This window comes from Kitasatospora sp. NPDC048545 (genome assembly GCF_040651155.1).
Lineage (GTDB): Bacteria > Actinomycetota > Actinomycetes > Streptomycetales > Streptomycetaceae > Kitasatospora.
In genome coordinates, this window is the sequence record NZ_JBEZIQ010000068.1 from 25376 (window position 1) to 49932 (window position 24557).

Below are 24557 nucleotides of genomic sequence, written 5' to 3' on the forward strand. Positions count from 1 at the left end.
CCCGTCCGCCGAGCCCCCCTTGTGCCGCGACTCCCCGTCCGCCACCACCCCCCCGAACGGAGGCACCGCCGTGCGCTTACCCCGCTCCCGACCCAGCCGGCCCCACCGACCCCGACCCCACCGACCCAGGCCCCACCGACCCAGGCCCCGTCGGGCCGCCCTCGCCGTGGCCCTGAGCAGCATCACCGCGCTGGCCGGGCCCGCGCTCCCCGCCCGGGCCGCCACCCCCGGCTCCGCCGTCCTCGACCAGGGCCACCAGAGCGTCACCTGGCAGAGCCCGCAGTACGCCAAGGGCACCCTCGGCGACCCGGCCTCCTGCCCGCCGGCCGCGCAGGACCCGGGCGGCGCCGTCTGCGACCACTTCGACCTGACCGTGAACGTGCCGGCCGGCTACTGGAACGACAACCCGGAGGGCGGCGTCCCGGTCTCCGTCCGCTGGCAGAACCAGACCGACGACTTCGACCTCTACGTCTACGACGCCGCCGGCAAACAGGTCGCGAGCAGCGCGGGCACCGCCGACCCGGAGGCCACGGTGATCCCGAAGGCCTCGGGCACCTACCGCGTCCTGGTCGTCCCCTACGACGTCCACGGCGGCTCCTACACCGGCACGGCCTACCTGCCGCAGACCTCCGACGCGGGTGACCTGACCTCCTTCGGCGGCTCGCAGGGGAGTTACGACGTCGCCGCCGGCACGCTGAAGGCCAGGGTCGACTTCCTCGCCGACGACCAGCTGCGGCTGCGCGCCGCCCCGGACGGCGTCCTCACCGACCCGGCCGGCAGCACCATCGTCCGCAAGCAGCCCGAACCCCAGCGCGACACCAGCACCTTCGACGCCGGCGCCTACTACGGCATCCGCTCGAAGGACCTGGTCCTGCGGGTCTACAAGCACCCGTTGCGGTTCGGCCTCTACAAGGCGGACGGCACCGCCCTGTGGCAGGAGGACGCCCCGCTGCGCTGGAGCACCGGCGGACTGCGGCAGAGCCTGGTGCGCGGCCCGGACGAGCAGTTCTTCGGCGGCGGCGAGCAGAACGGCTCCTTCTCGCACCGGGACAGGACCGTCCACGTCGCCAACAGCTTCGACTGGAACGAGGGCGGGTGGAACAACTCCCAGCCGTTCTACGTCTCCAGCGCCGGCTACGGCGTCTTCCGGAACACCTTCGCGCCCGGGACCTACGACTTCGGCTCCCCCGTCCACACGGGACAGCAGGAACGCCGCCTGGACGCCTACTACTTCACCGGTGACGTCAAGTCGGTGATCGGCCGGTACACCGCCCTCGTCGGCAAGCCCTTCATGCCGCCCGTCTACGGCCTGGAGCCCGGCGACTCCGACTGCTACCTGCACAACGCCAACCGCGGCGAGCGCCACACCACCGACGCGCTGAAGGTCGCCGACGACTACGTGCGGAACCGGATGCCGCTGGGCTGGATGCTGGTCAACGACGGCTACGGCTGCGGCTACGAGAACCTGGCGCAGACCGGCGAGGGCCTGCGCAAGGACCACGCCCAGCTGGGCCTGTGGACCCAGAACGGCCTGCCCGACCAGGCCACCGAGGTGAAGGCCGGCGTCCGGGTGCGCAAGCTCGACGTGGCCTGGGTCGGCAACGGCTACGACTTCGCACTGAACGCCTGCGACCAGGCCAAGGCCGGCATCGAGGACAGCAGCGACGCCCGCGGCTTCGTCTGGCTGCCGGTCTCCTGGGCCGGCGCCCAGCGCTGCGGGGTGCTGTGGAGCGGCGACCAGAGCCTGTCCTGGGACTACGTCCGCTGGCAGATCCCGACCTACGCCGGCGCCACCATGTCCGGCATCGCCTACAACACCGGCGACGTCGGCTCGATCTACCGCCGCGACCCGAAGATGTACACCCGCGACCTGCAGTGGAAGGCCTTCCTCCCGGCGATCATGACGATGGACGGCTGGGCCCGGGACATGACGGGCAAGCAGCAGCGCGACCAGCAGCCCTGGCTGGACGGCGAGCCGTACACCTCGATCAACCGGAAGTACCTGCAGCTCAAGGAACGGCTGCTGCCCTACATGTACACCCTGTCCGAGGAGGCCACCCGCACCGGCATCGGTGCCGTCCGCCCGCTCGCCCTGGAGTACCCGCACGACCCGAACGCCCTGGGGCCGAACGCGACCTACGAGTTCCTCGCCGGGCCCGACTTCCTCGTCGCACCCGTCTACTCGGACACCGCCGTGCGCGACGGCATCTACCTGCCCGAGGGCACCTGGACCGACTACTGGACCGGCCGCACCTACCAGGGGCCGACCACGGTCGACGGCTACTCCGCCCCGCTCGACACGCTGCCGCTGTTCGTCCGCGGCGGCGCGATCGTGCCGATGTGGCCCAAGGGCACGCTGTCCTGGGAGAACCGGGACCGCTCCGAACTCGACTACGACCTCTACCCGCAGGCGAAGGGCGACTCCTCGTACACCCTGTACGAGGACGACGGCGTCACTCGGCAGTTCGCCGCCGGCTCCTCGGCCACCCAGCGGGTGGACGTGCACACCAACCGGGCCGTCACCACCGTCGACGTCGGCGCCAGCGAGGGGAGCTACGCGGGCAAACCGGCCGAGCGGGGGTACCGCTTCACCGTCCACGGCCGGCCGGCCCCGCGCCTGGTGGTCACGGACGACGGCCCGCTGCCCCGGCTCGGCTCGGCGGCCGCGCTCGACTCGGCCCGCTCGGGCTGGTACTACGACGCCGCGACCGGGGTGACGCAGGTCCGGACGCCGTCCGTCCCCACCGACGACGGCTTCTCGCTGCGCCTGATCCACGGCGGCAACTGACCGGCGCCGCAACGGGAACCGTGCCGCGACGGCGGGAACCGTGACGCGACGGCGGGAGCGGGAGGTCGGCCCGGCCGATCTCCCGCTCCCGTTCCGCGCTGCTGGAATGCTCAGCCGGCCGGCGACGGGGGCGCGGCCCGACCCGACGGTTCCAGTACGGGGAAGTCGTGGACATCTCGTGAACGGGTCGACGAGTGGCTTCACCGGAACTGCACGGCCGAGGTTCGGCCGAAATCGCGCGATCCGCGGCGCGGAGCGTCAGCGGCCCGGCCGGGGAGACGAGGCCCGCCGGACCGACGACGAAGGGCCCCGCCGGCCGCTGCCGACGGGGCCCCGCGCGCTCCGGTTCAGGCGAGACCGAACCAGCCGAGGACGGTCTGGACGAGCAGGATCGTCGACATGGCCGCGACGCCGACGACCACGACGGTGGCCGCGAGGCGGTAGCGCGGGCTGTTGGCGGCATCGCCGAGCACGGCACGGCGGTTGGTCAGCACGAGCAGGTAGATCAGCACGATCGGGCTGATCAGACCCTGCAGGACCTGGGTGCCGATCAGCAGCTGGATGACGTCCACCGGGGTCAGTGCGACGACGGCGCCGAGCGCGATCTGGGCGGTGAACACCCCGAGGAACAGCGGGGCGTCGCGGAAGCTGCGGGAGACGGAACGCTCGACGCCGGCGGCCTCGCCGATGGCGTAGCTCGCCGAGAGCGGCACCACGGCGCCGGCCAGCGCGGAGGCGCCGATCAGGCCGAAGGCGAACAGCAGCTCGGCGCCGTGACCGGCGACCGGTGTGAGTGCCTCGGCGGCCTGCGCGGCGGACTCCAGCGGGCCGGTGCCGCCGATCGCGGCCGCGGTGGCGATGATGATGGTCAGGCTGATCACGCAGGCGAACACGGCGCCGAGCACGGCGTCGGCGCGGATCAGCTTGTAGTCGGCGGGCTTGGCGCCGCGGTCGACGACCCCCGCGGCGGCGTAGAACTGCATGTAGGGGCTGACGGTGGTGCCGATGAGCGCGACGGCCAGCAGGATGAAGTCCTTGCTGGGCTCCAGGTGCGGGACGACCAGGTGCTCGCCGACCCGGCCCCAGTCGGGGTGGCCGAGGACCATGGCGACCGGGTAGGCGAAGAACGCCAGCGACATGATCAGGAAGATCCGCTCGGCCCACTTGTAGGAGCCGAACAGCACCAGCGACCAGAGCAGGACGGCGGCCGGCGGGATGACCGCCCACTTGGGCACCCCGAGCAGCTCGAACGCGGCGCCGATCCCGGCGAACTCGCTGACCACCAGACCGGTGTTGGCGAGCAGCAGGCAGAACACCGCGAGGGCGGTCAGGCGCAGGCTGAACTGTTCGCGGATCAGCGCGCCCAGGCCCTTGCCGGTGTGGGCACCGAGCCGGACGGCCATCTCCTGCACCATGACCAGGGCGATGGTGACCAGCACCATGAAGAACAGCGTGCCGTAGGTGAACTGGGAGCCCGCGCTGGCGTAGGTGGCGATGCCGGCGGCGTCGTTGCCGGCGTTGGCGGCGACCAGGCCGGGGCCGGCGACCATCGCGACGGCGGCGATCCGGCGCCAGCCCCGGCGGCGGCCGGGCGGTGCGGTGCCGGGCGGCGCGGACACCGGGTGAGCGGCGTCCGTACCGCGGTCCGAGCGGGTGCCGGGGGTGCGGGTGTCGAGGTCGCGGGTCACTTGAGGAGCCTCCGGAAGTGCAGGCGCCCGCGCTCGGGCAGCAGCGTGTCGAGGATGTCGTCGGCCAGGACGCGGCCGAGCGGGCGGCCGGTGTCGTCGACCACGAGCAGGGAGGTCGCGCGGGCCGCGATCAGGTGGTCGGCGGCCTCGGCGAGGCGGGTGTCGGGCGGGACGGTCACCGGCGGGCCGAACTGGGCCAGCCAGCCGAGCAGGTCGGCGACCACCGTGGTGTCCTCGGCCACGGCCAGGTCGAACAGGGGGAGGTCGCCGAGCAGCCGGCCGTCCTCGTCCAGCACGGCGACCGCGTCGATGTCGGTGCGGTGGTCGGCCTGCGCGGCGAGCTCCGCCCGGACCCGGGCGACGGTGTGCGCGGGGCCGGCGGTGACCAGCAGGGTGGTCATCGCGCCACCCGCGGTGCCCTCGCGGTGGGCGAGCAGGGCGCGCAGCTCGGCCGCCCCGGGCGCGGGCATCCGGGCGAGCAGGGTCTCGCGCTCGCCGGGGTCGAGGTCGCGCAGGGCGTCGGCGGCCTCGTCGGGTTCCATCTCGTCGACCAGCCGGGCGGCGTGCTCGGGCGGGGCCTCGCGGAGCAGGTTCTCCAGCTCGGCGGGTTCCATCTCCTCCAGCGCGTCCGCGGCGTGCTCGGGCTCCAGCCAGCCGAGCAGCTGCTGGCGTTCGTGGCGGCCGAGGTCCTCCAGGATGTCGGCCAGGTCGGCCGGGCGCAGTCGGTGCAGCGCGGAGCGGGAGGCGCGCAGCCGGACCTCGGCCGGTCCGTGGGTCGCCTGCTCGCCGAACGGGGCGACGGACTGCCAGTCCAGGACGCGGTCCGGGGTCGGGCGGGCCTGCCAGCGGCGGGGGCCGAGGCGGCGCAGCAGGGTCGGCAGGGAGACGTCGACGCCGACCAGGACGGTGCGGGCGGCCAGCGGGGCCAGGTAGAGGTCGGCGGCGCGGGTGACCTGCACGCCGTCCACGTCGACGAGTTGGTGGTCCAGCACGTCGCGGGCGAGCAGCACCTCGCCGGGCCGGCGGTTGAACTCGCGCAGGTCCACGCGGGCGGTGCGCAGCCGGACCCGGCCGGTCAGGATCCGGTCGACGGCGTCGGCGGCGATGAAGGCGCGGCGACGGCCTATCCGGATGATCAGACCGGTGACGGGAGGGTAGGGCTCCGGCCCGTAGAGCCGGGCGACCACGTCGACGATCCGGCCCATCTCCTCCCCGGCCTGGTTGGCGACCGGGCCGCCGATCAGTCCGGCGAGGGAGACCAGCGAGGACCGGACGGCCCGGGAGGCCGTGGTGCGGCGCTCGGCGTCGACCGTGCGGTCGCGCAGCCGGGCCGTGGCGGACGAGAACAGTGTGGTGGCAGCCACGAGGAAGACCCCCTCACCCCGGAGGGACCGGGGCACACGGGCCGCCCGACGGCGCGCCGCGCCACCCCGGCCGCGGGCCGGGACCGGGCGCGCGCCGACGCGTCCCGAGGTGGTCGGGACGGGCGGGGGCGGAGCGGGCCGGACCGGAGCGGTCAGGGCAGGCGGGGGCGCCTCGGACGGCGGAAGGACGGCGAGGACGATGCGGGAATGGGCCGACTATGGCCAGGACTTCCGTCCATCACGCCTCCCTCCCGGTCTCGGCCGCGCATCGGGGCGGCGGCGGCACGGCAGGGGGGACCGACGTCTCCGCCCGGTGCACCCCCACTCGTCAGAGCTTTGGCACTCCACGGCGTGTCCCTGGTCGTCGGCGGGCCCGGTCGAGTCCGGTCGCGAGCGGCGGGAAGCCACTTGGGGTCACCCCTTGAGCCGGGGAGACCTGTCCTGATCCGGAGCGTCTCTCGACGGGTGGGATCAGTGGCCTGTGTCCGTGAAGACGCCTCACCGAACGAGGTGTCTGTTCAAATCTGCCCCAGGATAGGCCCCGACCCCCCTTCCGGCGAAACCCTTGACCGGACTTTGACCCCCGGCCGACCTGCGGGGGAGCCGCCGGGCGCGCGTCGGCGCCCGGGCGGTGCGCGGCGACGGTCCCCGACTCCCACCGTCGGGAACGATCATGACGGAGTGTCAGGAAGGCGGCCCCGCCGACGGGGCCGACCGGTCCCGGGGAGCCGGTGGACAGCGGGCGCGGCCGGGCGCCCCGGCGGTGACGCCCTGGCCGGGCCGACGCCGTTCGACGGTCGCGGCCCGGTCCCGTCACCGTCCTGTCACAGCCGCCCGCCCGGGGAACCGGTCCCGCGGCAGCGGTGTGTACCGGGCAGGTGCCGGCAGTGGGCCGCACCGCTCGAACCCTCGGGGGACCTCATGCGGAACGGACAGTACGGAACGAAGACCCGAAGAGCCGCGGTTGCCGTCGTCTCGGCCGCCACCGCCGCTCTGCTGGTGACGGCGTGCGGGCCCGGGGGCGACGGGCCCGGGCCGGCCGCCGCGCCGACCGCGGCACCGACGGCGGCACCGACGGCGGCGGCAACCGTCCCGGCCGCGCCGGGCGCACCGGCGCCCACCAAGGGCGGCCCGGCCACCGGCGGCCCGGCCACGGGAGCCGCTCCGGCCGGTGGATCCCCGTCCGCCGGTGCGACGGCTCCGGCCTGCGGGATCGGCGACCTGAAGGCGGACGCCCACCAGGCCGGGCAGCGGCCCGCGGGCACCGGAGTGGGAGCGGTCGTCGTCGCGTTCACCGACACCTCCGCCCACCCGTGCACCCTGCAGGGCTTCCCGACCGTGGCCGGGGCGGCCAACGGCTCCCCGGACCGCAACGCCCCGCTCGCCGTCACCCACACCGGCGCCGCTGCCCCGGTGCGGCTGGCCCCCGGCGGGAAGGCCTGGCTCAAGCTCACCTTCGTCCAGGTCCAGGGCGAGGGCGACGGCACCTGCGCGTCGGGGGCCACACCGGTCGCCTACCCCACCCTCGTCGTGGGCCTGCCGGGCGCGGGAGCGCACCAGGTGGCCCTGGACGACGGCCTCTTCGCCGAGTGCGACAACAAGGTGACCGCCACCGCGGTACTGGGCACCAGCCCGTCCTGACGGGGCGTCCGCCGGGCCGGCTCACGCGTCGATCGGGCCGGGCCGGGGCGGCCGTGTTCCCGGCGGCCGGGCTTGTACGGCCGTGTTCCGCGGGTCGTGCCGGGCGACCGCGGGGCCATGGGGCCGGGGGCCGTGGGGTCAGGCCGTCGGCCGGGTCTCGGGCAGGGCCGGGATGTCGGCGACGCCGTCCAGCACGTGGGTGTGCGGGCGGCCCTCGAAGGCGGCGCGGGTGAGTTCCCCGGTCAGCACGCCGATGACCACGCCGGCCCCGGCGTTGGCGCCCGCCTCGACGTCGACGACGGTGTCGCCGGCGACCAGGACGCGGCGGGTGTCGATGACCCCGGTCTTCTCCATCGCCCGGTGGATCATGTGCGGCGCCGGACGCCCGCGCGGGACCTCGTCCGAGGTGACGACCGCGTCGAGGTTGCCGCCCTCGCCGGTGGACCAGCCGAGCGATTCGAGCAGCGGGTACGCGACGTCGTCGCTGAAGCCGGTGGTCAGCGCGACCTTGATGCCGCGTCGGCGCAGCTCGGCGAGGGCGGCCTCGACGCCGGGCAGGGCCCGCGGGGGAGTGGTCCGGTAGGCCTCGCGGAGGAACTCGGCGAAGGCCGCGTAGCCGTCCTCGACGAGCTCCAGGGTCGGGGTGCCGCCGCCCGTGCGGACCAGGGCGGCGATGGCCTCGCGCTTGTCGGTGCCCATCCAGGTCTGCAGGTCGGCCTCGGCGACGGCGACTCCGGTGCGCTCGACGGCGGTACGCAGTGCCCGGTAGACGGCGCCGGCCTCGTCGATGGTGGTACCGGCCATGTCCAGGGCGGCGAGCTCGATCACGGTGTCAGTCCTCTTCGGTGCGGTAGCGGCCGATGACGGTACGGCCTTCGATGGTGTTCTCGATGGTGAAGGTGGCCATGGCGGGCAGGTAGCGGTCGTCGGCGTCCTCCAGCGGCACGCCCCGGCCGGACGTGGTGAGCCGCCGCACGCGCAGCAGCGGGTCGCCGACGGCGACCCGGAGGAGTTCGGCGTCGTGCGTGTCGGCGGCGACGGCGTCGATGGTGTGCCGGGCGCGGTGCAGGTCGACCTCGCGGCGCAGCAGTTCCTCGTAGACGGATCCGGTGTCCGGGTCGAAGTCGAAGAGGACGCGGCCGACCTCGTGGACGAAGGTGGAGCGCTCCAGCATGGCGGGGACGTCGTCCAGCAGGCGCAGCCGGACGAGTTCGACGACGGGTGCGCCCTCGACCAGGCCGAGCCGGGCCGCGGCCTCCGGGGACGCCCGGCGCCGGGCCACCTCGATGGTCGTCTGTCCGGGCTCGCGGCCGATGGTCCGGGCCCACTGGGTGAAGGACAGGAAGGTGCCGAACGGCTGGGAGGGCGCCGTGCGGCGGGCGACCGGCGGCTTCCCGCGTCCGCCGGTCAGGCTGCCCTCGTGGCGCAGCATGGCCAGGGCCTGGCGGACCGGGCCGCGGGAGGTGCCGAACTCGGCGCAGAGCTGCGACTCGCTGGGCACCGGACGGCCCTCGGGCCACTCGCCGGACTCGATGCGGCGTTGGAACTCGGCGCCGAGTCGTTGGTGGAGCGGGAGGTCCTCACTTGTCTTCACAAGTCGACTATGACACTCGGGGGTGGAACTTCTCAAGGCGGCCCACCTGCGTGTTTTCCGGAACAAGTGCCCGCGTCCGCTGGTCGTCGCGTGGATGAACGAACGGTAACTTGTATAGACACCTCTTGACGTCGAGGTCGCCGAGCCCGGAATCTGGAGCCATGAGCAGCAGCACCGCACCCGCAACCGCCTCCGCCGCCCCCCGTACCCGCACGACCCGCACGCCCGGCACGACCGGCACGCCCGGCCGCAGCGACGTGGTGATCGTCGGCGCCGGCATCATCGGCCTGGCCCACGCCTTCGAGGCGCTGAGCCGGGGACTGTCCGTCACGGTCGTCGATCGCGACCGGCAGCCCGTCGGCGCCTCGGTCCGCAACTTCGGCCACTGCTGCATCAGCGCCCAGGACGGTGAACTCCTCGCCCTCGCCCAGCGCTCCCGGCCCGGCTGGCTGCGCGCCGCCGAGGCCACCGGCATCTGGGCCGCGGAGGCCGGCACCCTGGTGGTGGCCCGGTCGGCGACCGAGGCGGCCGTCCTGGAGGAACTGCGCGCCGAGCGCGGCGGCGACGCCGTCGAGCTGCGCACCGCCGCGCAGACGGCGGCGCTGCTCGGCCGCGCGGACGCCGACGCCGGCGACCTGGTGGGCGGCGCGCTGCTGCCCGCCGACCTGCGGGTGAACCCGCGGGAGGCAGCGCCCGGCCTGGCCCGCTGGGTGGCCGACCAGCCCGGCGGGCAGGTCCTGTGGGGTACCGCCGTCACCGGCGTCGAGCCCGGGACGGTCCACACCACCCGCGGTTCGGTCCACGGCGACCGGATCCTGATCTGCGTCGGCCACGACCTGGACTACCTGTTCCCCGACGTCGCCGAGGACCACGAGGTCCAGCGCTGCCGCCTCACCATGGCGCGGGCCGAGGCCCCGGCCGGCTTCCGCACCGACTCCGCGGTGCTGACCGCCACGTCGATGCTGCGCTACGACGCCTTCGCCACCCGCCCGTCCGCCGCCCGGCTGCGGGAGGAGGTGCTGGGCCACAGCCGCGAGCTGCTCGACATCGGCGCCAACGTGATGTTCGCCCGGCTCCCGGACGGCACGGTGCTGGTCGGCGACTCGCACCACTACGACGCCACCACCCCGCCGTTCATCGACGAGCGCACCCACGAGCTGCTGACCGCCGCGATCGCCCGGGTCCTGGGCGTGGAGCGGCTGCGGATCGTCGAACGCTGGCAGGGCGTCTACGCCGGCAGCTCCCGCGGCCCCCTGCTGGTGCGGGACCTGGCGCCGGGCGTCCGCGCCGTCACCGTCACCTCGGGCATCGGCATGACCCTGTCCTTCGGCCTGGCGGCCGCCACCTTCGACGGGACCCTCGCCGCGACCGCCTGATCCGCCGCCCGCCCGAATCCGAACCCGATCCCACGGCGGCCGGCTGCTGCGCCGCATCGAGGCCGGGCTCCCCGTCACCCTGGCCCGCTCGGGCTCGGGCTCGGGCTCAGCCGGGCACGGGCCCGCGGCCGTCGGGCGGCCCGAGGAGGGCTGACCCCCGACGGGCCGCCCTGCGAGGGGGAGTGGAGCAGGGGCGCGCGGCGCCGAGCGGCCGCCCGACGTGCGCGCCCGCGTGCGGGTCCGGTGCCGGCGGGCTCCGGGACGGCGTGAACTCGCCGTTCCGCAGCGGTGGCCGGGGGTAGGGAGGGCGGCATGGGCGTTCATCTCATCACCGGTGCGGGCTCCGGGATCGGCGCGGCGACGGCCGGGCTGCTCGCGGCGCGGGGCGAGGACCTCTGGCTGCTGGCCAGGGACGAGGAACGGGCGGAGGAGTTGCGGTCGCGGTTCCCGGGGAGCCGCACGCTGGCGGCGGACCTCGCGGAACCGACGGAACTGGCGGCGGCGCTCGGCAAGCAGGAGCTGCCGGAGCGACTGGACTCGCTGATGCACGTCGCCGGGACGCTGGAGCCCGGGACGGTCGCGGACCTGGACCCGGGGGTGTGGCTGGGGATGCTGGCGGTCAACTGCGTGGCCCCGGCCGAACTGACGCGTCTGCTGCTGCCCGCCCTGCGGGCGGCCCCGGGGCGGGTGGTGTTCGTCAACTCGGGCGCCGGGCTGCACGCCCCGCCCGGTCTCGGGGGCTACGCGGCCTCGAAGTTCGCCCTGCGGGCGCTCGCCGAGTCACTGCGGGCGGAGGAGTACCGCAGCGGGGTCCGGGTCACGACGGTGTTCCCGGGCGAGGTCGACACCCCCATGCAGGCCAGGCTCCACGACGCGCTCGGCCTGCCGTACGACCCGGGGATCTGCCTCGCCGCGGCGTCCGTCGCCGCGGCGGTGGTCGGGGTGCTGGACTTCCCCGCGGACGGCACCCTGAGCGAGCTGACGATCCGCCCGGGCTGCTGAACGGCCGACCCCCGGACGCGGACGCCCGTCGGCCGCGCCCGGGGGAGGTCACGTTCCGCCGGCCCGTCAGTGCCGGTCCGCAGTCTGACTGTTCGTCAATTTCTTCACGGTGAGGGCTTCGTGGCGCCACCGGGCTCAGGTTCGCCGGTCAGCCGGCGGTAGGCCGGCACCTCGGCCAGCAGGCTGCGGTGCGTTCCCAGCAGGGGCTGCGCCCCGTCCAGGAACAGGACCCGGTCCGCGCGGCGGGCCGGGCCGATCCGGTGCGTGATGGTGACGACCGTGCCGGGCCGGTCGCGGAAGGCCCGGTCCACCCGGAGTTCCGCGGCCGCGTCGAGGTGACGGGTCGCCTCGTCGAGGATGACGAGCCGTGCGTCGCAGAGGTGGGCGCGGGCCAGGGCGATCAGCTGCCGTTCGCCGGCCGACAGGGCGGCCGGGGTGACGTGCCCGCCCGGTCCGCCGAGCCGTTCCACCAGGGACCGCGCTCCGACGGCGTCCGCGGCCGTCAGGACGGCGGCTGTCGAGGCGTGCGGGGCCAGCCACCGGAGGTTCTCCGCGACCGTCCCGGTGAAGACGTACGGGTCCTGGGGGAGCAGGACCCGGGCGCGGGCGAGGTCCGGTCCGGTCAGCCGGGCGGGCGCGATCCCGCCGAGCAGCACCCGGCCGCGGTCCGGGGCCACCACGCCGGCCAGGATGTCGGCGAGCGTGGACTTCCCGATGCCCGACGGGCCGACGACGGCGAGGTGTTCGCCGTCGTGCACCGCGAGGTCGAAGCCGTCGAGGACCGGGTCCGCGGCGGCGCCGTAGGCGAAGGAGACACCGGTCAGTTCGACGGAACCGTCGGCGGGGCGGGCGGCCGCGTCGTCGGGGTGGTCGACGGGCATCGCCGTCCCGGCCTCGGCGGCCCCCGGGGCGCCGTCGTCGGGGTGGCCGCCGGTGGTGGCGAGGCGGTCGGCGGCCACCGCCAGCCGGAGCCAGGAGGCGCCCGCGCCCTGCACCAGCAGCCGCAGGGCGGGTTCCAGGGTGCCCGTCAGATATGCCAGCACGCCGACCACGGCGCCGGGCGTCATCCCCCGGCCGACCAGGGTGGGGGCGGCCAGGACGACCAGCAGCAGCGGGAGGTGCGCGCCCGCGGACACGATCAGCCGCCGCGCGCCGGCGAGCCGGGCGAGGGACCGTCCGGCCGCCTCGTTCGCCGCGACGGTGGCCAGCACCTCGCGCTGGGCCTCGTCCCGGGCGCCGCACGCGACCAGGTCGCGCAGGGCCTGCAGGACGTCGGCGCAGGACCGCGCCAGTTCCTCCTCGGCCGCGAAGGCCTCCCGCTGGCGGCGGACGGTGGCCGGTGCGAGGGCCGCGAACGCGAGGAGCGACAGCAGCAGCGGGCCGGCGATCAGCAGGGCGGCGGCCGGGGCGAGGGCCGCGCTGCCGGCCACGACGGCGACGGCGGTCAACGCGAAGTGGGACACCACCAGCAGCTGTCCCGCGACGGTGTCCCGGACCGCCTCGACCTGACGGGTGAGCCGGGCGACCGCGACCGCGCCCGAACCGTCCGTCCGGCCGCGGGCGGAGGCGGCGCCGTGGACCATGCCGGTCACCACCCGGCCCAGCAGCCGGTCGCGCATCGGTTCGACGACCTCGGCCAGCCACGGGTACGTCTGCCTGGACGCCCAGGCGCCGGCCACCGAGACCGCGGCGAACAGGGCGAGCCAGCCCGCCGCCTGGGCGGGCCGACCGGCGAGGAAACCGCGGTCGACGGCCAGGGCGAGCGCCTTGCCGGACACCAGGGCGGGCGCCGCGGAGAGCAGTGACCAGGTGAGGAGCCGGAGCACCGCCGGCCGGCTGTGGGCGAGTGCCGAGCGCAACAGCCGCAGGCCCGCCCGGCCCGGTCGGTCCGCCCCGCCCGGCGGACGGGGCCGGTCCGGCGGGCGTGCCCGGTCCGGTGGATGCGGCCGGTCCGGCCGGTCCGTGCGGGAGGGAGACATCGCAGCCGCCTTTCACGGGTGAGGACCGGCGGGTGACGGCCCGCGCGGGTGGACCGGGCCGGGCGGGGCCGGGCGGGGTCAGTCCTGCGGTCCGCCCCCGAACAGGGCCCGGTAGGCGGGGACGGCGCAGAGTTCCTCGTGGGTGGCCAGCGCGCGGACGCGGCCCTCGCAGAGCCAGGCCACTGTGTCGGCGTGGGCGGCCACCGCGGCGCGTCGGGTGACCACCAGCCGGGTGCGGTGGCCGGCCGCTTCGCGCAGGGCGTGCAGCACCCGGTTCTCGGTGGCCGCGTCCAGGGAGGAGGTCGCGTCGTCCAGGACGAGCAGCCGGGCGTCGCGGGCCAGCGCCCGGGCGATGCCGAGCCGTTGGCGTTCCCCGCCGGAGAACGGGGCCCGGTCCATCGGGGTGCGGTAGCCGTCGGGGAGGCGGCGGACGAACGCGTCGGCCCGCGCCGCCCGGGCGGCGCGGTGGACGCGCTCGTCCGGGCCGGGGGCCAGGCCCAGGCCGATGGCGTCGAGGACCGTCCGGCCGGGCAGGGCCGGATCGGCGAAGGCGCAGGCGACGGCGGTGCGCAGCTCCTCCGGGCGGACCGCGCCGAGCGGGACGCCGTCGAGCAGCACCGCCCCCTCGTCCGGGTCGAGCAGGCCGGCGGCGACGGCGGCGAGCGCCGAGGTGGCGGCGTCGTCGGCGCCGACCACGGCGGTCCACGTCCCGCCGGGGACCGTCAGATCGAGCCGGTCGAGCACGGGGCCGCCGGGCCCGCCGACGACCACCCCGCGCAGGTCCAGGCTCCCGGCGCCGGGGCGGGCGGGCGGGAGCGGACGGGTGCCGACGGGCCGCTCCGGTGCGTCGAGCAGCTCGGTGAGCCGGGCGGTTCCCGCGCGGGCCCGGGAGACGTCGAGCAGGCTCTGGGCGGCGCCGAAGCCGCCGAGGCCGATGCCGGTGTAGCCGAGCACGGCCAGCAGCCCGCCGACGGACAGCGTGTGGGTGGCCACCGCCGTGCCGGCGGCCGCCAGGACGGCGAGCTGGGTCGCAGGGGCGAGCAGGGCGGAGCACCAGGCGATCCGGCGCTGGCTGTCCCAGAGTTCCCGGCCGTGCCGGGACAGTGCGGGGACGGGCCGCAGCACGCGGGCGGCCTCGCGGTCCACGGCGCGGGCGGCGGCGATGCTGCGGCTGCCGGAGACGGCGTCGAGCAGCCGGGTCGCGATGTCGGCCTGGGTCCGCTGGTAGTCCTCGCCGAGCCGGGCGGTGCGGCGCAGTTGGCGCCGGATCGCCGCGTAGCCGAGCGGGGCGGTGCCGAGGAAGGCGAGCGCGGCGGTCGGTGCGAGGACGGCCAGTGCGACGAGGGCCGCGGCGGCCATGGCGAGTTGGGACGCGGAGTAGACCACGGCGGGAGCGGCGAGGGCGGCCTGCGGGGCGCTCGCGGTCAGTCGCGCCGCGACGTCCCCGACCGGGAGGCGGTGCGCTCCGAGCGGGCTGCCGGCCAGCACCCCGTGGATCGCCCGTTCGCGCAGTCGCGCGGTGGCGTCGGTGGAGATCCCGGGGCCGGCGTACTGGCCGACGGCCTCGGAGCCGGCCAGCAGGGCGAGGGTGCCGGCCAGCGGCAGGACGCCCCGGGTGCCGGCGCCGGCCAGGGCGGCGTCGACGGCGCGGGCGAGGACGGCCGGGAGGGCCAGGGCGGCGCCCGTGCTGGTGGTGACGGCGAGGGCCATGACGGCTGCCCGGCCGCGGGTGAGGCCGAGTACCTGCCGCAGTCCGAGCGGTTGCCGCCGTGCTCGCCGGGGAGGGGCGGGCTCGGCCGGGGGCCCGCTCGGCAGGTCGTTCGGCAGGTCCTTCGGCGGGGCGGCGGTCGTCGCGGGTGTCGGCGCGGGCGCCGGGCGGGCGGGGTCCGTGCGCAGTGCCGCGGACGGGGAGGGTTCGGTCGGCACGGGTGACCTCCGGACGGGTGCCTCGCCCGGAGCGGGTGCCGGGACCGGGCCTGGAACGGGTACCGGGCCCCGGCCGTGGGACCGGGGCCCGGCGTCGTCCTCGGCCGGCCGGCCCCGGACCCACGGGGACGGCCGGCCTCGGACACCGGCCGCGGGACGTGCCCGCGGCCGGTGGTTGCTCAGAGGCAGAGCAGGGTGCTGACCGTGCTGTTGGTGCAGTTGACGGCGCTCAGCGAGCTGAGGACCGAGCGGTACTCGACGGTCTCCTCGACGGTCTCCAGGGCCTGCAGGTTCAGGATCGACATGGTGAACTCCCATCAGGTTGTGGTGCCGTGCTTCCGGCAGTAGCCGGAACTCGTGGGCGGCGGGTGTCGCCGCGGGGGTGGGCAGCCGGCCGGTGGTCGCGCTCGGCGTGCCGGGGGTGGGACGGTCCAGGGCGGGTGCGCACGCGCGGCGTGGCGGGCCGGCCGGATCGCCGGGGTGGTCGGGTCGGCCGGGCCGCGGGTGCGGTCAGGCGCGGTTCTCGCGGGGCCCGTCCGGGGCCGCCGGCGAGGGCCAGAACGGCATCGCGGGCGTGTCCGCGTACACCGCTCCGAGTGCGGTCAGCACGCCGGCGCTGCCGGTGGCCAGGTCCATCGAGAGGCGCAGCAACTGCTCGCCGGGGAAGGCGAGGTGGCCCTGGTGGGGGATGGCGTGCCAGGCGAGCCGCCGGACGTGGCGGCGGATCGCGTCCGGGCGCGCGGTGTCCCCGTCCCGGGCCTGGCGGAGCAGGGCGATCAGACCGGCCCGTCCGTTGAACAGGCCCGACTGGACGATGAATTCGGGCTCTGCGGCGCCGCGGATCTGCTCCAGCCGTTCGGTGAGCGCGGCGTCCGGGCGGTGCCGCAGGTATTCGTGGAGGACGGCCGCGATGCCGGCGCTGCCGGACTCCAGGTAGGGCAGCACCCGGGTTCCGTCGTCGACCTGGAGGGTGCCGTCCTCGGCGAGGACGCAGCGGTCCAGGTCGAGGTCGAGGGCCCGCCGGGCGAGGTCGAGCAGCCCGGTGTCACCGGTGTCCTCGTAGAGGCGCAGCAGGAGCAGGGCGGCTCCGGTGGGGCCGTGCATCAGCCCGGTGCGGGCCCCGGCCGGGGCGCCGGTGTCGTCCGGCAGGTGGAGGCCGAGTTTGAGCACGGTGCGCCGGGCGGCGTCCACGGCGGCGTCGAACATGGCCTTGTTGCCGGTGGTGCGGGCGAAGTGGTGCAGGGTCAGGCCGACGCCGGCCAGTCCGCCGGCCAGGTCGGTGCCGAGGCCGTCGGGGTCGTCCTTGCCGAGCCGTTCCAGCAGGTCCAGTGCCTCGGTGCGGCGGCCGAGCAGGTCGAGGACGTAGGCGACGCCGTGGCCGCCGAGGAACAGGCCGGACCGGCAGGGTTCGCGGTTCACCGCTTCGGTGAGCCAGCGGACGTGGTCGGGGTCGATCTCGGCGCCGGTGGTGTGCAGGGCCCAGAGCACGCCGGCCGCGCCGTAGGACAGGCCGAGTCCGTCGTGGGTGAACTGGCCGGGGTCGCCGGGGAAGAGCCGGTCGGTGCGGTCCGGGGTGGCGGTGGCCGTGATGGCGGCGGTGAGCTCCCGGCGCAGGCGCGGCCAACTGGCGGGCTCGCCGTCCAGCAGGTCCTCGAAGGACCGGTACGGCGTGCCGGCGGCGTCCGGGGCCGAGGGGGCCGGCGGGTCGGGCAGCAGTTGCGGGGAGAGCCCGAACCGCTGCCGGGCGGCCCGGACGAGTGAGCCCGCCTTGCCGGGGCTGAGGACGGTCAGCGGCATCAGCGGCAGGAAGAGCCAGAGCCGGATGGCGGCCAGTGCGTGGTCGTCGACGGCGAATCCGGTCAGTCCGGGCGGGGCGGCGAATCCGGCCGCGCCGAGTGCGGGCCTGAGGAACTCGTCGACGGGTGAGGCGAGTTCGAAGTCGACGAAGGTGACGCCGCCGTCCGGCCGGACGATCAGGTTGCGCGGGTGGAGGTCGCCGAACACGATGCCGCGGTCGTGGATCGCGCGCAGGCCCTCGGTGATGCCGTCGAGGATGCGCAGCGCCTTGGTGCGGTAGTCGTCGACGGCCGCGGTGTCGGTGTGCGGGTGGACCAGCGGGTAGTTCAACCCGAACCAGCGGTGCAGCGGTTCGCCCTCGACGTACTCCTGGACCAGGAAGTGGTGTTCCCAGGAGGTGAGGTACCCGAGGGCCTGCGGGACGGCGTCGAGGCCGCGCAGGTGCTGCAGGACCTCGTGTTCCCGGCCGAGGCGCCGGACGGCGTCCTCGCCGCGCTGGTCCAGGCCGGCGTAGGGCCGGGCCTCTTTCAGCACGACCTGGGGTCCGCCGCCCTCGGGGCGGCCGAGGTAGATGCCGCCGCCGTTGGAGAAGTGCAGGGCCCGTTCCACCGTGTAGGGGAAGTCGCCCGGTCCGGTCCGCGCCGGGTCGGCCAGGGCCGGGGCGAGGACGGCGGGCACCGGTGCCCACTCGGGGACCTCGAAGACGGCGCGGCGGACGTCGGGGCGCAGCGCGCCGGAGGGCTCGCGGAAGGCGAGGACCAGTTCGCCGGTCTCGGTGCGACAGAACTGTTCGACGAACCCGCCGTAGCGCAGGTAGAGCGGCCCGTCCCGCCAGCGGAGGTCGCTGAGGACGTACGGTCCGGGTTCGCCGTCGAGGGCGGCGTCGAGGTCGGTGAGACATCGCTCCAGCGCGTCGTCGCCGACCGGGTAGAGCGTCATGAACTTGCCGCTGGAGCCGCGCGGGGCGTACTTGGCGTTCTGCGTCTGGACCAGCGCCGGGCTGCGCAGGAACTTGAACGGGACGCGGTGCTCGAAGCAGTGGGCCCGTACGAGGTCCAGGATCCGCGGGGCGTTGTCCATGCGCGCCGAGACGTGGATCTTCCAGCCCTGTTCGGGCAGCCGGAGGTCGACGGGTTGGAAGCCCACCCACACCTCGCGGGTGTTGCGCGTCCAGCCGGACGGCGCCGGCTCGACGGCGGCGGGGAACTCGTCGAGGGTGGCCCAGCGGACCGGAGAGTCGTAGAAGAGCGGATCGGCGTAGGAGTACGCCTCGTAGCGCATGTCCATCGGAATCCTCCAGGGGGCGTCGAGCAGCGTCGACCGCACGCCGTCGTCCGGGCGTACGGCACCACTGGGCCGGGGAGAAACCTGGGAGAGGGGGATCGCAGCTGTGGAGGCCTCGGGTGGGAGACCGGGGCGGCTGGTGAGCGGCCCGGGGAGAGTCTGCGGTCAGCGCTCCGGCGGACGCCAGTAGATCCAGGATGTTTGGCTGAATATCCCATCGGGATATTGGTCGGGACGATTGGCATGGGCCCCCACCAGCGGTGATCGCTCCGGGTGCAGGGGCGACTGCGTCCCGTGGTGGGATCGCGCGGGGCCGCGCGACGTGATCGCAGGTCGCGCGGCCAGGCCGGCGCACCGCCGCGCCGGGCCGGCCGCCGGTCCGCCGGACCGGTCCGGCCGGCACCCGCGGCGTGATCTTCACCCGGAAGGTGCGGTCGGTTCGGCGGCGTACGACCGCTCCGGATTTCCGGTCATGGCCGGATCCCTCCCGGCGCGCTCGCGGCGCAACCGTCGGCGCGTCCGGTCCGCCCGACGGCGCGCGCGGGGGGACGGCCCGTCCCGTGCGACCGGGGTACGAACGGATCGTCCGTCACCCACGGCGGGCCGGGGGTGACGGCGCGGACGCGGTCCGGGCGGCGTGCCCGCCGCCCGGACCGGACGCCGGCCCCCGTGGGCCGGGAGTTCACCCGCCCCTGGTGGGCCGGGACCTCACTCGCCCTCGGTGAACGCCTCCCGCAGCCGGGCTTCCTCCTCCTCGGAGAGGTTCGTCTCCAGGAGTTCGGCGTGCAGGCCCCCGAACGCGGACCGGACGGCGTCGAGCACGGCGTCCGTGCTGAGGACGAACAGCGCGGAGGTGCCGGGCGTCACCTTCTCCCGCAGCCGCTTGACGAAGTCCTCGTCGAGTCCCAGGTGCGCGAGGTGGCCCCCGAGGGCGCCGCCGGCCGCACCCACCGCCGCGCCGAGGACCGGCACGAAGAAGACCAGCCCGAGCAGGAAGCCCCAGAAGGCGCCGCCCAGCGCCCCCATGCCGGTCATGTCGCTCAGGTGGCGGGTCCTGGGCTTCTTGGCGCCGTCCGGCCAGGCGACCACGGCGCCGTCCTGGACCTTGATCAGCTCCTGGCGCTGCAGCTTCTTCAGCGTGTCGAGGGCCTCGTCGGCCCCGGTCGCGGTGGGGAAGCGCCATACCGTCAGGGTCGCCATCACGGCCTCCGATCGCAGGGGAATGCACGGCAGCCCCATCGTCGGCCCGGACCCCGGACCCCGCCACACACCGGCTCCGGTGGAGCGACCCCGCGCCGCCGAGGGGCCGCTCCACCGGACAGCCGTCGCGCACCTCCGCGCCCGGGCCGTCGCACGGCCGGCCCGGCGGACCCGGAAGGACGCCGCCGGATTGCCGCGGTCACCCGCCTGCCACAGCGTGGCACGTAGCACCCTCCGGGAGAGGACGTGGTAAGGCGATGTCGGATCGACGGACGGCCAAGCGCATCGCGAAGTTCGTCAAGCCGCTGCGGGTGGAACCGGGATCGCGGGTGGACCTCGCGGAGGACTTCGACCCCCGGTACAAGGCGGGCATGAAGAAGCGCGACGGAGTCGAACTGCTGCGCACCGGCGTCTCGCTGCTGTCGGAGTACCAGGCGCGGCTGGCCGCCCAGGACACCTACGGGGTGCTGCTCTGCCTCCAGGCGCTCGACGCCGGCGGCAAGGACGGGACGATCCGGCACGTCATGAGCGGGGTCAACCCGCAGGGCGTCCACGTGAGCGGCTTCAAGGTGCCGTCCGCGGAGGAGCTCGACCACGACTACCTGTGGCGGTACGCGCAGCGGCTCCCCTCGCGCGGCGAGATCGGGATCTTCAACCGCTCGCACTACGAGGAGGTCCTGGTGGTCCGGGTCCACCCGGAGAACCTGGACCGGCAGAAGCTGCCCGAGGAGGCGAAGGGCGCCAAGGTCTGGCACCGCCGCTACCGGGAGATCAACGACTGGGAGCGCTACCTCACCGACAACGGGATCAAGGTGGTGAAGGTCTTCCTGAACCTCTCCAAGGAGGCGCAGCGCACCAGGTTCCTGAAGCGGATCGACCTGCCGGAGAAGAACTGGAAGTTCTCCGCGGCCGACATCCACGAGCGCGAGCGGTGGGACGACTACCAGGAGGCGTTCTCCGACATGCTGTCGGCGACGAGCACGCCGTGGGCGCCCTGGTACGTGGTGCCGGCCGACCGGAAGTGGTTCGCGCGGATCTGCGCGGCGGCGGTGCTCGCGCACACCCTGATCGGCATCGATCCGCAGTACCCCGAGGTCGACGACGCGGTCCGGAAGGACCTCCTCGCCGCCAAGCGCCGCCTGGAGCGGGAGGCCCCCAGGGGAGCCGCGCGCGACCCCTACGCGACGAAGCACCGGACCGACTGACGCACCGCGGGCCCCCCGGGACCGCACCGGCGCGAGTCCCGCCGGCGCCTTCCCGGACCCCGCCGGCGCCTTCCCGGACCCCACCGGCCCGTTCCCGGACCCCACCGGCCCGTTCCCGGACGTTGAGTTCCCGGACGTTGAGGAGTGAAGATGTCGGAGCAGGCCGACCTGCCGGGACCGCAGGAGCCCCCTGACCCCTGGTACGCGCGTTCTCCCCGGGAGGTCGCGGCCGCGCTCGGGGTGGACCCGGCGACCGGGCTGAGCTCGGCCCGGGCGGCCGAACTGCTCGCCGCGCGCGGGCCGAACGCGCTGCCGGAGGAGAAGGCGAGGCCGGACTGGCTGCGCTTCCTCGACCAGTACCGCAGCTACATGCAGATCATCCTGGTGGCCGCGGCGGTGGTGTCGCTGGCGATCAAGGAGTGGACCACCGCGGTCCTGCTGATCGTCCTGACCCTCTTCAACGCGGTAATCGGCCTGCGCCAGGAGGGCAAGGCCGAGAGCGCGATGAACGCGCTCAGGTCGATGATGAAGACCACCGCGCGGGTGCGGAGGGACGGCACGGAGGCGGAGATCCCGGCCGAACAGCTGGTCGTGGGCGACGTGGTGCTCGTCCGGGCGGGCGACGAGGTCCCGGCGGACGGGCGGATCGTCGAGGCCAGCGCGCTGCAGATCGACGAGTCGGCGCTGACCGGCGAGAGCGTCCCCGCCGCCAAGGACGTCGCCACCCTGCCGGCCGGGCCGCTGTCCCCGGGCGACCAGACCGACATGGCGTTCATGGACACCCCGGTCACCCACGGCAGCGGACTGCTCGTCATCACCGGGACGGGCGCCGGGACCGAACTGGGCAAGATCTCCGGGATGCTGTCGGCGACCGAGAAGGAGCAGTCGCCGCTCACCAAGGAGCTCGACACGCTGACGCTGTGGATCGCGTCGGCGGCCGGTCTGACCATGGTGGTGATGTTCGTGCTGGGCCGCAGCCGCGACCAGGCCTGGGACGCCCTCTTCGTCAGCGCGGTCTCGCTGGCCATCGCGGCCATCCCCGAGGCGCTGCCGACGGTCAGTCAGGTGATCCTGTCCGTCGGCAGCCTCAACCTGGCCAAACGGAACGCGATCGTGAAGGAACTGCCGTCCGTCGAGACGCTCGGCTTCACCTCGGCCATCAACTCGGACAAGACCGGCACCCTGACGATGAACCAGATGACGGTCGTGGAGGTGCTGAGCCCCACCGACCGCTACACCGTCTCCGGCACCGGCTACCGGCTCGACGGGCGGATCCACCACGCCGTGGGCTCCGCCGCGAGCATCGAGGAGGCCGTCCTGCCCTACCTGGTCGCCAACGACGCCAAGCTGGTCGACGGCGAGGTCGTCGGCGACCCGACCGAGGGCGCCCTGCTCGTCCTCGGCCACAAGGCCGGGCTGGACATCGAGGCCACCCGGGAGCGCTTCCCCCGGCTCGCCACCCTGCCGTTCGACCCCACCTACAAGCTGATGGCCACGTTCAACGAGGCGAAGGACGCCGACGGCCGGCCGGTGGTGCGGTGCTTCGTGAAGGGCGCCGCCCCCGCGGTGACGTCCCGCGCCGGCGCCGCCGTCGCGGACGGCGCGGTCGTCCCCTGGGACGCGGACCTCAGCGGGCGCGCCCAAGCGCAGGCCGAGCGGATGGGCGGCGAAGGACTGCGGGTGATGGCCGGGGCCGTCCGCGACCTCGACCCGGCGGAATTCGACCCGGACGGCGACCTGTTGGCGCTCGTGCGGGACCTGCGGGTGACCAGCCTGGTGGGCATGGTCGACCCGCCGCGGGAGGAGTCCCGGGCCGCGGTCGCCAGCGCGCAGGCCGCCCACATCCGGGTCCGGATGGTGACCGGCGACGACGTCACCACCGGTGCGGCCATCGCCCGGCAGCTCGGCATCGACGGCGAGGCCGTCCTCGGCGCCGACTTCGCCGCCCTGCCGGAGCACGAGCGGCTGGCCCGGATCGACGGCATCGGCGTGGTCGGCCGGGTCGCCCCCGAGCACAAGGTGCTGCTCGCCGACACCCTGAAGAAGAAGGGCGACGTGGTCGCGATGACCGGCGACGGCGTCAACGACGCCCCGGCCATCAAGGCCGCCGACATCGGCATCGCGATGGGCAGCGGCACCGACGCGGCGAAGAACGCCAGTCGTATGGTCCTCGCCGACGACAACTTCGCCACCATCGTCTACGCCGTGGAGGAGGGCCGGAAGCTCTACGACAACCTCACCAAGTACATCCGGTTCGTCCTGGTGCTGCTGGTGACGTTCGTGCTGACGTTCCTCGGGGCGGCGCTCCTGAACATCGCCGCCGGTGAGCCGTTCACCCCGGCGCAGGTCCTGTGGGTGCACTTCGTGGTCAACGCCCCGTTCGGCTTCGCCCTGGGGTTCGACCAGGAGAGCCCCGGCCTGATGCGGCGCACCCCGCGCCCGCGCGGGGAGACGGTGCTGACCAAGCCCGTCATGGTCACCGTCGGGCTCGCCGGGCTGGCCGTCACGGTCGCCCTGCTCGGGCTGACCAAGCTCGGCGAGGCGCACTACCACAGCGCGGCCGTCGGCAACTCGATCGCGTTCACCGCCTTCGCGCTCTGCCTGATCGTGGCGGCCTTCGAATGCCGCAGCGAGCGCGGCACGGCGCTGACCGTCCGGACCTTCGACAGCAAGCAGATGAACCGGGCGGCCCTCGGCGAGTTCGTCCTCGCGGTGCTGGTCACCCAGATGGACGCGTTCCACCGCCTCCTCGGCACCACCGACATCAGCGCCCGGCAGTTCGGCTGGGCCGTGCTGGCCGCCGTCGCGCTCCTGCTGCTGTGGGAGCTGGGCAAGGCCCTGGCCCGCCGGTCGCCGGCCGCCGACGGCGCCGCGGCGACCGCCGACCGTCCGTGACGGCGCTCCCGGATCCCCCGCCGGAGCCCGGCGCCGTCCGTGGCACCGGCGGCCGGCACCGTTTCGTGCCGGCCCTGCCGGGGCTCGCGGTGCTGCGCGGCTACCGGCGGGACTGGCTGCGCGGCGACCTGCTGGCCGGTGCCACCGTGGTCGCCTACCTGGTGCCCCAGGTCATGGCGTACGGGAGCGTGGCGGGCCTGCCGCCGGTGACCGGACTGTGGGCCATCCTGCCCGCGATCGTCCTCTACGCCCTCGTCGGCTCGTCCCGCCTGCTGTCGGTCGGGCCCGAGTCGACCACGGCGCTGATGACCGCGACCGTGGTCGGGCCGCTCGCCGGCGGCGACACCGGCCGCTACGCGAGCCTGGCCGCGAGCCTGGCGGTGGTGGTCGGCGTGCTGTGCGTGCTCGCCTGGCTGGCCAGGCTGGGCTTCGTCGCCGATCTGCTCTCCCGGCCGGTGCTGATCGGCTACCTCGCCGGCGTGGCACTGATCATGATCGTGGACCAGCTGTCCAAGCTCACCGGGATCGACGTCCGGGGGGAGGGCTTCTTCCCGCAGCTGGTGTCGTTCGCGTCGGACATCACCGAGGCGCACCTGCCGACGGTCGCCTTCAGCGTCGCGACCCTGCTCTTCCTCCTCCTGGTGGCCCGCTTCCTCCCTCGCCTGCCCGGCCCGCTGCTGGCCCTCGTGCTCGGCACCGCGATCTCGGCGGCGTTCTCGCTCCAGGACCACGGCCTCGCGGTGATCGGCGACATTCCGGCCGGACTGCCCCGCCCCGCGCTGCCCGACCTGACCGAGCTGAACCGGCTGCTGATGCCG

The 24557-nt window shown here is 75.0% G+C and carries 16 protein-coding genes and 1 riboswitch; of the genes, 7 read left to right on the forward strand and 9 right to left on the reverse strand.

Features of this window, described 5'->3' with window-relative positions:
* The first annotated feature begins 166 nt into the window (after positions 1 to 166).
* The gene (locus AB0D10_RS39605; RefSeq protein WP_360265744.1) at positions 167 to 2788 is read left to right on the forward strand and encodes a TIM-barrel domain-containing protein; all 2622 of its coding nucleotides are present in this window, start codon (positions 167 to 169) and stop codon (positions 2786 to 2788) included.
* 347 nt (positions 2789 to 3135) lie between these two features.
* On the opposite strand, the gene AB0D10_RS39610 is transcribed toward AB0D10_RS39605, so the two are convergent.
* Positions 3136 to 4476, reverse strand: coding sequence for a divalent metal cation transporter (locus AB0D10_RS39610; RefSeq protein WP_360265746.1), 1341 nt, complete (start codon positions 4474 to 4476; stop codon positions 3136 to 3138).
* Positions 4473 to 5840 (reverse strand): CBS domain-containing protein, encoded by a 1368-nt coding sequence (locus AB0D10_RS39615; RefSeq protein ID WP_360265749.1) that lies wholly within the window; start codon positions 5838 to 5840, stop codon positions 4473 to 4475. Before AB0D10_RS39615 ends, AB0D10_RS39610 begins: the two co-directional genes overlap by 4 nt.
* A gap of 312 nt (positions 5841 to 6152) precedes the next feature.
* A riboswitch (M-box (ykoK) riboswitch) is annotated at positions 6153 to 6357 on the reverse strand.
* Positions 6358 to 6761: 404 nt separating this feature from the next.
* Between AB0D10_RS39615 and AB0D10_RS39620 the strand changes: the two genes are divergently transcribed.
* On the forward strand, positions 6762 to 7481 hold the full coding sequence (locus tag AB0D10_RS39620) for a DUF4232 domain-containing protein (RefSeq protein ID WP_360265752.1): 720 nt from the start codon (positions 6762 to 6764) through the stop codon (positions 7479 to 7481).
* Positions 7482 to 7619: 138 nt separating this feature from the next.
* Here the strand turns inward: AB0D10_RS39620 and AB0D10_RS39625 are convergent, their stop codons facing one another.
* Positions 7620 to 8309 (reverse strand): phosphonatase-like hydrolase, encoded by a 690-nt coding sequence (locus tag AB0D10_RS39625; RefSeq protein WP_360265754.1) that lies wholly within the window; start codon positions 8307 to 8309, stop codon positions 7620 to 7622.
* Positions 8310 to 8313: 4 nt separating this feature from the next.
* Complete coding sequence (locus tag AB0D10_RS39630) at positions 8314 to 9075, reverse strand: GntR family transcriptional regulator (RefSeq protein ID WP_360265757.1); 762 nt, start codon at positions 9073 to 9075, stop codon at positions 8314 to 8316.
* Between the two features lie 161 nt (positions 9076 to 9236).
* On the opposite strand from AB0D10_RS39630, the gene AB0D10_RS39635 reads away from it, so the two are divergent.
* Both AB0D10_RS39635 and AB0D10_RS39640 read left to right on the forward strand, forming a co-directional pair.
* On the forward strand, positions 9237 to 10451 hold the full coding sequence (locus AB0D10_RS39635; RefSeq protein WP_360265760.1) for a TIGR03364 family FAD-dependent oxidoreductase: 1215 nt from the start codon (positions 9237 to 9239) through the stop codon (positions 10449 to 10451).
* A gap of 312 nt (positions 10452 to 10763) precedes the next feature.
* A complete protein-coding gene (locus AB0D10_RS39640) occupies positions 10764 to 11453 on the forward strand; it encodes an SDR family oxidoreductase (protein WP_360265763.1) in 690 nt (229 codons plus the stop codon).
* Positions 11454 to 11557: 104 nt separating this feature from the next.
* Here AB0D10_RS39640 and AB0D10_RS39645 read toward each other — a convergent pair whose 3' ends face one another.
* From AB0D10_RS39645 to AB0D10_RS39665, 5 genes are all read right to left on the reverse strand, one after another.
* The gene (locus AB0D10_RS39645; protein WP_360265766.1) at positions 11558 to 13312 is read right to left on the reverse strand and encodes an ATP-binding cassette domain-containing protein; all 1755 of its coding nucleotides are present in this window, start codon (positions 13310 to 13312) and stop codon (positions 11558 to 11560) included.
* Positions 13313 to 13510: 198 nt separating this feature from the next.
* Positions 13511 to 15358 (reverse strand): ABC transporter ATP-binding protein, encoded by a 1848-nt coding sequence (locus tag AB0D10_RS39650; RefSeq protein ID WP_360265769.1) that lies wholly within the window; start codon positions 15356 to 15358, stop codon positions 13511 to 13513.
* Between the two features lie 179 nt (positions 15359 to 15537).
* On the reverse strand, positions 15538 to 15663 hold the full coding sequence (locus tag AB0D10_RS39655) for a SapB/AmfS family lanthipeptide (RefSeq protein WP_350522840.1): 126 nt from the start codon (positions 15661 to 15663) through the stop codon (positions 15538 to 15540).
* Between the two features lie 205 nt (positions 15664 to 15868).
* Positions 15869 to 18442, reverse strand: coding sequence for a class III lanthionine synthetase LanKC (lanKC, locus tag AB0D10_RS39660; RefSeq protein ID WP_360265772.1), 2574 nt, complete (start codon positions 18440 to 18442; stop codon positions 15869 to 15871).
* Between the two features lie 705 nt (positions 18443 to 19147).
* Positions 19148 to 19639, reverse strand: a complete 492-nt coding sequence (locus tag AB0D10_RS39665) for a DUF1269 domain-containing protein (RefSeq protein ID WP_360265775.1) — start codon at positions 19637 to 19639, stop codon at positions 19148 to 19150.
* Positions 19640 to 19896: 257 nt separating this feature from the next.
* On the opposite strand from AB0D10_RS39665, the gene AB0D10_RS39670 reads away from it, so the two are divergent.
* From AB0D10_RS39670 to AB0D10_RS39680, 3 genes are all read left to right on the forward strand, one after another.
* A complete protein-coding gene (locus tag AB0D10_RS39670; protein WP_360265778.1) occupies positions 19897 to 20844 on the forward strand; it encodes a polyphosphate kinase 2 family protein in 948 nt (315 codons plus the stop codon).
* Positions 20845 to 20994: 150 nt separating this feature from the next.
* Entirely contained in the window at positions 20995 to 23739 is a 2745-nt protein-coding gene (locus tag AB0D10_RS39675; protein WP_360265781.1) for an HAD-IC family P-type ATPase, read from the forward strand.
* 65 nt (positions 23740 to 23804) lie between these two features.
* The coding region (locus AB0D10_RS39680; RefSeq protein ID WP_360265784.1) for a SulP family inorganic anion transporter at positions 23805 to 24557 on the forward strand (753 nt) is incomplete at its 3' end.

What these genes read in the sequence shown, in the direction of transcription:
- AB0D10_RS39620 (WP_360265752.1), top strand. Translation starts at nt 6,762, where the DNA reads ATGCGGAACGGACAGTACGGAACGAAGACCCGAAGAGCCGCGGTTGCC.
- AB0D10_RS39635 (WP_360265760.1), top strand. Translation starts at nt 9,237, where the DNA reads ATGAGCAGCAGCACCGCACCCGCAACCGCCTCCGCCGCCCCCCGTACC.
- AB0D10_RS39640 (WP_360265763.1), top strand. Translation starts at nt 10,764, where the DNA reads ATGGGCGTTCATCTCATCACCGGTGCGGGCTCCGGGATCGGCGCGGCG.
- AB0D10_RS39655 (WP_350522840.1), bottom strand. Translation starts at nt 15,663, where the DNA reads ATGTCGATCCTGAACCTGCAGGCCCTGGAGACCGTCGAGGAGACCGTC.
- lanKC (WP_360265772.1), bottom strand. Translation starts at nt 18,442, where the DNA reads ATGGACATGCGCTACGAGGCGTACTCCTACGCCGATCCGCTCTTCTAC.
- AB0D10_RS39665 (WP_360265775.1), bottom strand. Translation starts at nt 19,639, where the DNA reads ATGGCGACCCTGACGGTATGGCGCTTCCCCACCGCGACCGGGGCCGAC.
- AB0D10_RS39670 (WP_360265778.1), top strand. Translation starts at nt 19,897, where the DNA reads ATGTCGGATCGACGGACGGCCAAGCGCATCGCGAAGTTCGTCAAGCCG.
- AB0D10_RS39675 (WP_360265781.1), top strand. Translation starts at nt 20,995, where the DNA reads ATGTCGGAGCAGGCCGACCTGCCGGGACCGCAGGAGCCCCCTGACCCC.